The following is a 9,889-nucleotide window of genomic DNA, read 5'->3' as shown; positions in this document are numbered from 1 at the left end:
GGCTGCCCGGTGGTTGTGTGCGGGTGCGTTGCGCCTGCGGCGGGCGGTTTCCCCGCCGCCCTCCCGATTGCCCGGCGTGGTCAGTGCGGGCCTGCGCTCCGTGTGCCTGGGTCGGGGCCGCGCCGGCGCACTCCCCCAGCCTTCGGCCGGGGGGACCCCCACAGCGCTCGCGGTTTACGACCACATCATTCGGCGCCGGGTTCCCCGCTCGTCTCCCCCAGCCTTCGGCCGGGGGAGGGCGGGCGGCGGGGAAACCGCCCGCCGCAGGCGCAAGCAACCCGCACACGACAACGCACCGCAACCACGACGGCGCCGCACCCACGTGCTCACGTGCGCGTCGGCAACCGCACCGTGAAGCAGGCACCGCCCTCGGGGGAGGTGCACGCGGCGGAGATGGTGCCGCCCAGCACCGTGGTGAGGCGGTGGGCGATGGCGAGCCCGAGGCCGGTGCCGACGGGGCGGACGCCGCGGTAGCGGGTGGCGAGGGCGGCGCGCTGGAAGACGACGGTGAGGTCGTCCTCGGTCAGTCCCGGGCCGCCGTCGCGGACCTCGAACACGGCCTCGCTGCCCTCGCCGCCGCCCTCGGCGCGCAGCGCCAGCACGAGCGGGCGGCCGGCCGGGGTGACGCGCAGCGCGTTCTCGGCCAGGCCGTCGAGGAGTTGGCGGACCCGGAAGGGATCGGTGTCGGCGAGCAGCGGGCGGCCCGGGCGTTCGAGGCGGAAACGCACGTCGTGGCGGGCGCAGCGGTCGGCCCAGACGGCGCCGGCGTCCTCGACGAGGGCGTCGAGGTCGGTCGGCGCGGCGTCGAGCCGGAAGTCGTCGGCCTCCAGGCGGGCGAGGTCCAGCAGGTCGTGGACGAAGCGGTCGAGACGGCCCGTCTCGGCGAGCAGGGTGCGGCCGGTGGCGGGGAGGCCGTCGGGGCCGATCACCCCGTCGGCGAGGGCCTCGGCGTAACCGCGTACGGCGGTCAGCGGGGTGCGGATCTCGTGCGACACCGAGAGCAGGAACGCGCGCTGCCGGTTCTCGCTGCGGGCGAGGGCGGTGTCAAGGGCGGTGAGCGCGGCGGACAGTTCGGCGACCTCGGCCGGGCCGTCGTCCGGCAGGGCGAGCCCGCGCTCGCCGGCGGCGAGGCGGCGGGCGGTGCGGGCCGCCGCGGTCAGGGGACGGGCCAGGCGCCGGGCCAGCAGCGCACCGGCTGCGCCCGCGCCCGCCAGACCGGCGGCCAGGGGCAGCGCGAGGGCGCCGCGGATGCGGGCGGCGGCGTCGTCGACCGCGGTGAAGGGCTTGGCGAGCACCACCGCGCCGCCGCCCGCGGACGGATGGCCCTCCACCAGCACGGCACGCCCGCCGAGGGCGGCCGTCGCCGACGCGGAGTCCCCGCCGCGCAGCGCCGCGAGCACGGCCGTGGTGACGGCGGGCGCCGCCGGCCCTGCCGTCGTACCGTCCGGCGCGACCACCGCGAGCTCGACGCCGTTCGACCCGGCCAGCCGTTGCTCGCGTTCGAGCAGCAGGGACGACAGCGCCGGGGTACGGCTGAGCACGTCGGCCTGCCGTGCGAGCCGGTCGCGCTCCTGCGCCTCGGCGGTCGTGCGGATCGTGTGCCACGACGCCAGCCCGGCCAGCAGCATCGCGACGGCCGCCACGGCGGTGGTGAGCAGCACGAGGTTCCCGGCGAGCGAACCGCGAGGGGTCATGCCGGGGCCGGGCGGGGTGGGGCGGCGCTGTAGCCGACGCCGCGGATCGTACGGATCAGGGAGGGGTCGCCGAGTTTGGAGCGCAGCTGGGAGACGTAGACGTCGACCACACGGCCCTCGCGGTAGTCCGGGGCGCCCCAGACGTGGGCGAGCAGCTGGTCACGGGTGAAGACCTGGCCGGGGTGGCCCATCAGGCACGCCAGGAGGTTGAACTCCGTCGTGGTCAGGGTGAGCGGCTCACCGTCGTTGTGGACGGTCCGGCGCACCGGGTCCAGTGCCACCGGGCCCAGGGTGCGCGGGCGTCCGCCGCGGGGCGGGCCGTCCACCCGGCGCAGGACGGTCTTGACGCGGGCGACGAGTTCGCGGGGCGAGAAGGGCTTGGTGACGTAGTCGTCCGCGCCCAGTTCCAGGCCCAGGATCCGGTCGGCCTCCTCGTCGCGTGCCGTGACCAGGAGGACCGGCGTCCAGTCCCCCTCGTCGCGCAGCGCACGGCAGAACGCCGTGCCGTCGAGCCCGGGCAGTCCGATGTCGAGCACGATCGCCACGGGCCGCAGCCGGCGTGCCGCGGCGAGCCCGGAGGGCCCGTCGGTCTCCACGTGGACGCCGAAGCCCTCCCGGGTCAGGTACAGCCGCTGCAGGTCGGCGATGTGCCGTTCGTCCTCGACGACCAGGACGAGGCCTCGTTCTTCCGCCATGGCCCCGATGCTAGCCACCCGGATCCCCGCGGCCCCGCGGGCGGCGGGGATCCTGACACTCCCCGAACATTCCGCCCACGCCGTCCTTGCGTCCGTCCGCCACGATGCGGGCGGTGCCCGGCGGACCGGCCGGGCGGAGGGAGGAACAGGTCGTGGCATTCCCACACGCCGGCGCGGAGCCCGCACTGCTCGGCGCCACCCTGGCGGCGGGCGTCGTCGCGCTCGTCGCCGTCGCCTTGCTGCTGCGCAGGACCCACCCGCCCCGCACCGCCGGACCCGGTCTGCTGCACCGGGCCGGACGCGGCTGCGCCCGGCACCCGTGGCGGGTGATCGCCGCATGGCTGCTCGTGCTGCTGGCCGCGGTCGCCGCCGACCGGGCCTGGGGCGGTGCGTACCAGGACGACTTCGCGCTGCCCGGCACCTCCGCCCAGACCGGCGCGGACCTCCTCGACGCCCATGGCGCGCCCGGCACCCGGGGCACCGCCTCGCAGATCGTGCTGCGGGCACGGCACGGCGGGCTGGCGGACCACCGGGACGCCGTGGCCTCGGCGGTCGCCCGCGTGGCGGACCTGCCGCACGTCCTGTCCGCGGCCGGCCCGCTGACCACCCCGGACGCGGTCTCCTCCGACGGCGCCATCGGCTACGTCGGGGTCCGCTTCGACACCAACCCCGCGACCCTCGACGGTTCCTACGTCGCCGAGGTCGACGCGGCGGTCTCGGCGCTGCGCGCCGACGGCGTCACCGTGGAGTACGGCGGTCCGCTGGGCCAGTTGGCGCGGCCCAAGGCGGCGGACCGGGCCTCGGAGGCGATCGGCCTGGCAACCGCGGTCGCCGTGCTGCTGCTGGGCTTCGGCAGCCTCGCGGCGGCGGGACTGCCGCTGCTCACCGCGGTCCTCGGGCTGGGCGCCGGGACGGCCCTGCTGGGGCTGCTCGCGGCGGCCTGGTCCTTCGGCGCCGCCGCCCCCACGCTGGCCACGATGATGGGCCTCGGCGTGGGCCTGGACTACGCGCTCTTCCTGACCACGCGCCACCGTGGGCTGCTGCACACCGTCGACGACCCCGCGGAGGCCGCCGGACGCACCCTCGCCACCAGCGGCCGGGCCGTGATCGTGGCGGCCGTGACGGTGGCGATGGCCCTGGCGGGCCTGTACGCCTCGGGGGTCGTCTTCATCGGCACCCTCGGTGCCGCCGCGGGCGTCACCGTCGCGGTCGCGGCCGTGGCCTCACTGACCTTCACCCCCGCGCTGCTGGGGCTGCTCGGCCGCCGGATCGACCGCTGGTCGGTGCGCACGCCGGTGGACGAACCCGCCCCGGGCGGCGCCGACGTCTGGCACCGCTGGGCCCGCGCCGTCGGGCGGCGCCCCTGGCTCTTCCTCACCGCGGGCGTGCTGGCGCTCGGGGTGCTCACCGTGCCGCTGGCCTCGATGCGGCTGGGGCACGTCGACGCCGGGGCGGGCCCGGCCGGCAACACCGACCGCCGCGCGTACGACCTGCTCTCCGAGGGCTTCGGCCCCGGCACCAACGGCCCGCTCACCGTGGTCGTCGCCCTGGACCCCGACCGCATCCGGACCACGGCCGACCGGGAACGTCTCGCGGCGTCACTGCACGACGCCCTCACCGGCGCCGGCGACGTGGCCGCCGCGACCACCCCGTCCGAGACCCCCGACGGCGCCCTGCTCGTCGCGACCGTCACCCCGGGCGGCGGGCCCGAGGAGCGCTCCACCTCCGACCTCGTCCACCGCCTGCAGGACGGCGTGCTGCCCGCCGCCCTGCGGGGCACCGGTGCCCAGGGCCACGTCACGGGGGCCACGGCGGCCCAACTCGCCTTCCGGGACGTCGTGGTGGACCGGCTGCCGGTGATCGTCGCGGTGGTCGTCGGCGCGGCCTTCCTGCTGCTGCTCGCCGTCTTCCGCAGCCCGCTGGTCGCCGCCAAGGCCGCGGTGCTCAACCTGCTGTCGATCGGCGCCGCGTACGGCGTGGTCGTGGCCGTCTTCCAGTGGGGCTGGGGCGGTCCGTGGCTCGGCGTGGGCGAGAGCGTGCCGGTGGAGTCCTACGTCCCGATGATGATGTTCGCCATCGTCTTCGGGCTGTCCATGGACTACGAGGTCTTCCTGCTCTCCCGGATCCGCGAGTCCTGGCTGGCCACCGGCGACGACCACGGGAGCGTGGCGCACGGGCTGGCCGCCACCGCCCGGGTCATCTCCTGCGCCGCGATCGTCATGACCAGCGTCTTCCTCGCCTTCCTCCTGTCGGCGAACGTGGTCGTCAAGATGCTGGCGCTGGGGCTCGGGGTGAGCGTCGTCGTCGACGCCACGATCGTCCGGCTGCTCCTCGTCCCCGCGACGATGTACCTGTTCGGCCGGGCCAACTGGTGGATCCCGTCCTGGCTGGACCGGCTGCTGCCGCGCCTGGACCCGGAGGGCGGCGGCCGTGCCGCGCAGGACGTTCCCGCGCCCGCCGGCGCCGAGGCCGCCGGGAAGACGCGGTGACGGCCGTCCGGTGGCGCCGGGTCAGGACCGTGCTGGTGGTGTCCGTCGCGCTGACGGCCCTGACCGGCGGGGCCGGTGAGCTGGTCGCGCGGGGCGTCGTCCACCACCGCGTCGCGGCCGCGGCGGGCCGCGCCCTCGGCGTCGCCCCGGACCGGGTGGCGGTCGACACCGGCGGTGGGCCGGCGCTGGCCGCGCTCGCGCACCGGCGCCTGGACCGCGTCGAGGTCGCCGGCGACGACGTCACCGTGGGGCGGCTGCACGGCGCCTCGGTGCGCCTACGCCTGGACGGCCTCCGCTTCGGCGGCGCACCGACCGTGGCGTCGTCCCATGCCGACGTCCGCGTTCCCGCCGGGTCGTTGCGCGCACGCTCAGGGAGCGGCAGTACGGACGGCGGCCTGCCGGTCACGGCCGTCGTGCCGGACCCGGTCGCGGGCACGCTGCGGTTCGAACTCGGCGGCGGATTTGCCTGGGTGACGGTCCGTCCGATGCTCCGTGACGGCCGGGTGGCGGTCACCGTGACCGGCGCGGAGCTCCTGGGCCAGGCCGCCGCGCCGGCGGTCGTCGACCGGATCGAGCGGCGGCTGGCCGACCGGGCCCCGCGGGCGCGCTACCCCCTCGCCCTGCGGGCGACCTCGGTCGACGTCACGTCCGAGGGCCTGCACGTCACCCTCGACGGCGGCCGCGCGGCGCTGCCCCGCCGGGCGGCTCAGGCCGCCTGACCGTCCATGACGCCCCTGGCGAAGTCCGCGCGCAGCCGGGAGAGTTCGTCGTCCGGCACCGCGCGCGCCCAGGCGTCGGGAAGCCCGCGGACGGTGTGGTCCTTGGTGGTCGCGGCGCTGTAGGTGGCGGTGCAGATGAGCGACACGGTGCCGGAGGGCTTCATCTTCTTGTGGAAGACGCAGGTCTTCACCTTGCGGCCGTCGAGGGTGATGGCGATGCTGATCTCCGCGTACACGGGGTCGTCGGTGGTCTCGGGGTCGTCCAGGGCGTCGTACAGGGAGTTCTGGAGGGTGAAGCGGGCGGTGCAACTGGTGTTGCCGCAGGGGGAGAAGCGGGCCTTGCCCGTGGTGCTGAAGCTGACCGCCGGGTCGACGGCCGACTTCAGGGCGGCGAGGTCCCGGTCGTAGGCGGTCGTGAAGGTCTCGCGGTCGGCGCCGGTGAGCACGGCCACCGTGGTGTCCAGGCCGTCGGGCAGGGGCAGCGGCCCCGAGGCGGCGGGGGAGTCGCCCGCGGCCAGGCGCAGCAGGGTGCGGGGGGCGGAGTCGGTGATCCAGAAGCGGCCGCCGGTCGTGGTCAGCACCTTGACGGGGCGTCCGGCGACCGTGGAGGAGGAGATGGCGTCCGGGCGGCCGCGGTCGGCGGCGTCACGGAGCAGCGCCGAGACGTTGGCCGGGTCCAGGGGGGTCGTCAGGTCGTCGATCTCGGGCAGGTCGGCGGAGGAGTCCAGCCAGCGGTCGTCGATCCGGTCGAGGAGGTCGCCCGCGTAGCCGCGGTCCTTCCAGTACGCCCTGTCGGCCTTGGTCAGGCGGTGGTCGTCGGTGGTGAGCAGCCGCACGGTGGCGCCCTCGTCCTGCAGCGAGCCACGGCCCCAGCCGCCGGGCGTGGTCTGCAGGTCGAACGGGGTGCTCGTCCCGCTGTCGAGGGCGAAGTCGCCCCGGTAGGAGACGACCTGGGCCTCGCCCAAGGTGTCCGCCGCCTCGCGCAGCATGCGCTCGGCCTCCGCCGCCGGGTCCTTGCGCGCGGTCGCCGCCGGGCCCTTGCCGTCGCCGGAACCGCTCCAGGGAGCCCATATGAGGAGGCCGGCGACCAGGGCCGCGGTGGCCAGTCCCGCCACGGCCAGCAGCGGGCCGCGCCGCCGGGGCGGCGGTGCGGGGTAGCCGTTGTGCGGCGGGTACCAGGGCGCTCCGTGGTGGGCCTGCGGTTGCGGCGGGTACGGCGGCGCCGGCGGGGGCGGCGGTCCGAAGCCGCCGCCTCCCGTGCCGCCGCCGGTCCCGTGACCGGGGCCCCAACCGCCGCCGCCCCACGGTGTTCCGTCCGTCATATCCGCGTCTCCCCACGTCGTGCGGTCACTCGTGCCCCCGCCGGTCTCCCCGCCGGGACGTTCCTCGCCGGGCGCCGACCTTCTCATCCGGCCCGCGCCCCCGCCCCGGCCTTCCGCGAATCCGCCACCGGCCCGGCCCGGCGGGCGCGCGGGTCCAGGGCAAGGTACTGCAGTGGCCGCACCGCCCCGGCGCGAGGGTTTCTCATACGGCTCTCATCCACCGCTCAGGCTCTCATCACCGCTGGTTCCTACCGTCGTCGCAGTGGAGAGACAGGCACCGCCTCCCTCCCGCTTCCCGTTTTCCTGACTCGGCGAGGAATGGCATGTTCTTCACGTACCTCCGGCGCGAACTCCGACGCCGCAGAAAGGCGGCGCTCGTCATCGCGATGGGCCTCGCACTGGGCATCGCCCTGGTGATCACCGTCAACTCGGTGTCGGCCGGCATGACGCAGGCCCAGGGCAAGGTGCTGGAGTCGTTGTACGGCCTGGGCACCGACATGACCGTCACCAAGGCCGCCGACCCCGACTCGGCCTCCGCGCAGCGACCGCGCTTCCAGTTCGACGCGCGCGGCGACGACAAGGAGCAGAGCAGCGACCGCGTCATGGTGCAGGGCTTCCAGTCGCTGAAGTCCTCGGTCGTCGACCAGGTCTCCGAGCAGAGCGGGGTCAAGGACGCGGTCGGCGGGCTCAGCCTGGTCGTCATCAAGGTCAACGGCCAGTTCCAGCGCGGTGAGTTCCAGCAGGCCCCGGGCGGCGGCAACCGGCAGCGGGGCGGCGGCAGCGGCCAGCCGCAGGGCACGGTGCGCGGCGGCGGAGCCAACTTCGACATCAACAACTTCACCGTCTTCGGCACGGACGTCGCGCACCCCGCCCTCGGGCCGCTGACCTCGTCGAAGATCACCTCGGGGAGGACCTTCACCAGCGCGCAGGACGACGCCAAGGTCGCCGTGCTCGACAGCGCGTACGCGAAGCAGAAGAAGCTGACCGTCGGCAAGACGGTCACGATCTCCGGCACCAAGTTCGAGATCATCGGCATCGCTACCGCCGACAGCGGCTCCTCCTCCGCCAACGTCTACATCCCGCTCAAGCAGGCGCAGACGCTCGCGGACGCCAAGGACAAGGTCACCACGATCTACGTCCAGGCCGCCGACTCCCAGAAGATCGGCTCCGTCAAGTCCGCGATCCAGAAGAACGTCTCCGGCACGACGGTCACCACCTCCGCCGACCTGGCCTCGACCGTTTCCGGTTCGCTGTCCACGGCCTCGAACCTGGCGTCCAACGTCGGCACGTGGCTCTCCGTCGCCGTCCTGATCGCCGCCTTCCTCGTCGCGGGGCTGCTGACCTCCTCCGCGGTCTCCCGCCGGGTGCGCGAGTTCGGCACGCTCAAGGCGCTGGGCTGGAAGAGCGGCCGGGTGACCCGCCAGGTCATGGGCGAGGCGATCGTCAACGGCCTCATCGGCGGCGCCCTCGGCATCGCCCTGGGCCTCGGCTGCGCCTACCTCATCACCACGATCAGCCCCACGCTGGACGCCACCGTCGGTGGCGGCGGAGCGGGCGGTCCCGGTGGCTTCGGCGGTCCCGCCCGGCGCGCGGCCGGTGACGCCGTCGAGATCGCCCTCCAGGCACCGGTCAGCGTCAACACCATCGTCCTCGCGGTGGTCCTGGCGGTCGCGGGCGGTCTGATCGCCGGGACCTTCGGTGGCTGGCGGGCCTCGCGGCTGCGCCCGGCCGACGCCCTGCGCCGCGTCGAGTAGCCGCACCCGCCCCACGAGACCGGGGGCCGCGTACCGCACGTTCCCCCCGGCGTGGCGCGGCCCCCGCCCTTCCCCTTCAGGACTTCAGGAGTCACCTCATGTACAAGCTGAGCGGCGTGACCAAGCGCTACTCGCGCGGCAAGGACACCGTGCACGCGCTGCGCGGCGTCGACCTCGTGATCGATGACGGCGACCAGCTCGTCATCCAGGGCCCGACCGGCGGCGGCAAGTCGACGCTGCTGCAGATGCTCGGGGGCCTCGACCGCCCGACGGAGGGCTCGGTGGAGCTGGACGGCACCGACCTGGCCCGGCTGAGCGAGGCCCGGCTGACCAAGGTCAGGTCGCAGAACATCGGCATCATCTTCCAGAGCTTCAACCTGATCCCGACCCTGACCGCCCAGGAGAACGTCGAGACCGCCCTCGTCCCGCTGGGCGTCAAGGCCTCCGAACGCCGTGCCCGCGCCGCCGAGGCCCTCGCCTCCGTCGGCCTCGGCGACCGTCTGCACCATCTGCCGGGCGAGTTGTCGGGTGGTCAGCAGCAGCGTGTGGCGATCGCCCGGGCGCTGGTGAAGCGCCCCAAGGTGCTGCTCGCGGACGAGCCGACCGGAGCCCTCGACGAGGACACCCGCGACGAGATCCTCGCCCTGCTGGAGGGGCTGTGGAAGGAGTACGGGCTGACCTTCGTCATGGTCACCCACGACTCCGCCATCGCCCGGCGTGCCACCCGGGTCGCCACCATCAAGAAGGGCCGGGTCACCGTCACCGAGCGGACCCCGGCGGCCTGAGACCGCCGCACCCCGGCCCCCCGTACGCCGGCGGGCCGCCGGCCCGTGGGTGCCGACCGCAGGCTGCTGCGGCAGCGGCTCATCGTCTTCGTCACCGTGACCCTCCTCGTCGCGCTCGGCATCGCCGCCGCCCAGGGCTGCCAGGGCCCCAGCCGCGGCATCGGCCTGCTGCCCGCGGCCGGCGCCGACGCGACGGCGCCGCACGCGCCGTAGGCCTGCCACCTCGTAGGCACGGCCACCGGGACACCGCCGGCCGCCTGTCCCGGTCCGGTCCGCGTCCCGGCCGCCCGGACCGCCGGGACCCGCACGCCCCCACGCGCCTGCGCCGCAGCGGCTGGGGGACACGAGCGGTGGGTGCGGTGCCGATTGATGTGGGGCAGCGCCGCGAGCGCCGAGGCGGGGGTCCCCCCGGCCGAAGGCTGGGGGGAGGG

8 protein-coding genes are annotated in these 9,889 nt (G+C 75.4%); 5 read left to right on the top strand and 3 right to left on the bottom strand.

All coding sequences use genetic code 11. The features are described from left to right. Positions 1-326: 326 nt before the first annotated feature. A complete protein-coding gene (locus PV341_RS40650; RefSeq protein ID WP_500360447.1) occupies positions 327-1,694 on the bottom strand; it encodes a sensor histidine kinase in 1,368 nt (455 codons plus the stop codon). Continuing rightward, the gene (locus tag PV341_RS40645) at positions 1,691-2,389 is read right to left on the bottom strand and encodes a response regulator transcription factor (RefSeq protein ID WP_500326721.1); all 699 of its coding nucleotides are present in this window, start codon (positions 2,387-2,389) and stop codon (positions 1,691-1,693) included. The genes PV341_RS40650 and PV341_RS40645 overlap by 4 nt, the downstream gene beginning before the upstream one ends. A gap of 242 nt (positions 2,390-2,631) precedes the next feature. Here PV341_RS40645 and PV341_RS40640 point away from each other — a divergent pair, with 242 nt between their 5' ends. Both PV341_RS40640 and PV341_RS40635 read left to right on the top strand, forming a co-directional pair. Further along, the gene (locus PV341_RS40640; RefSeq protein WP_500360449.1) at positions 2,632-4,878 is read left to right on the top strand and encodes an MMPL family transporter; all 2,247 of its coding nucleotides are present in this window, start codon (positions 2,632-2,634) and stop codon (positions 4,876-4,878) included. Then, positions 4,875-5,597 (top strand): LmeA family phospholipid-binding protein, encoded by a 723-nt coding sequence (locus PV341_RS40635; protein WP_500360446.1) that lies wholly within the window; start codon positions 4,875-4,877, stop codon positions 5,595-5,597. Before PV341_RS40640 ends, PV341_RS40635 begins: the two co-directional genes overlap by 4 nt. On the opposite strand, the gene PV341_RS40630 is transcribed toward PV341_RS40635, so the two are convergent. Then, complete coding sequence (locus tag PV341_RS40630; protein ID WP_500360444.1) at positions 5,585-6,919, bottom strand: hypothetical protein; 1,335 nt, start codon at positions 6,917-6,919, stop codon at positions 5,585-5,587. The two genes, PV341_RS40635 and PV341_RS40630, sit on opposite strands and share 13 nt — an antisense overlap. Before the next feature lie 323 nt (positions 6,920-7,242). Here PV341_RS40630 and PV341_RS40625 point away from each other — a divergent pair, with 323 nt between their 5' ends. The 3 genes from PV341_RS40625 (at position 7,243) to PV341_RS40615 (ending at position 9,671) form a co-directional block, all read left to right on the top strand. After that, on the top strand, positions 7,243-8,673 hold the full coding sequence (locus PV341_RS40625; protein WP_500326727.1) for an ABC transporter permease: 1,431 nt from the start codon (positions 7,243-7,245) through the stop codon (positions 8,671-8,673). A gap of 98 nt (positions 8,674-8,771) precedes the next feature. Then, a complete protein-coding gene (locus tag PV341_RS40620) occupies positions 8,772-9,458 on the top strand; it encodes an ABC transporter ATP-binding protein (protein ID WP_500326729.1) in 687 nt (228 codons plus the stop codon). Positions 9,459-9,503: 45 nt separating this feature from the next. Then, positions 9,504-9,671, top strand: a complete 168-nt coding sequence (locus PV341_RS40615) for a hypothetical protein (RefSeq protein ID WP_500360443.1) — start codon at positions 9,504-9,506, stop codon at positions 9,669-9,671. Positions 9,672-9,889 lie beyond the last annotated feature (218 nt).

The sequence above is a fragment of the Streptomyces sp. PA03-1a genome, assembly GCF_033792805.1.
Classification (GTDB): Bacteria; Actinomycetota; Actinomycetes; order Streptomycetales; family Streptomycetaceae; genus Actinacidiphila.
The sequence above is the reverse complement of the archived record's forward strand: the minus strand, read 5'-3'. Positions and strand labels throughout refer to the sequence as shown.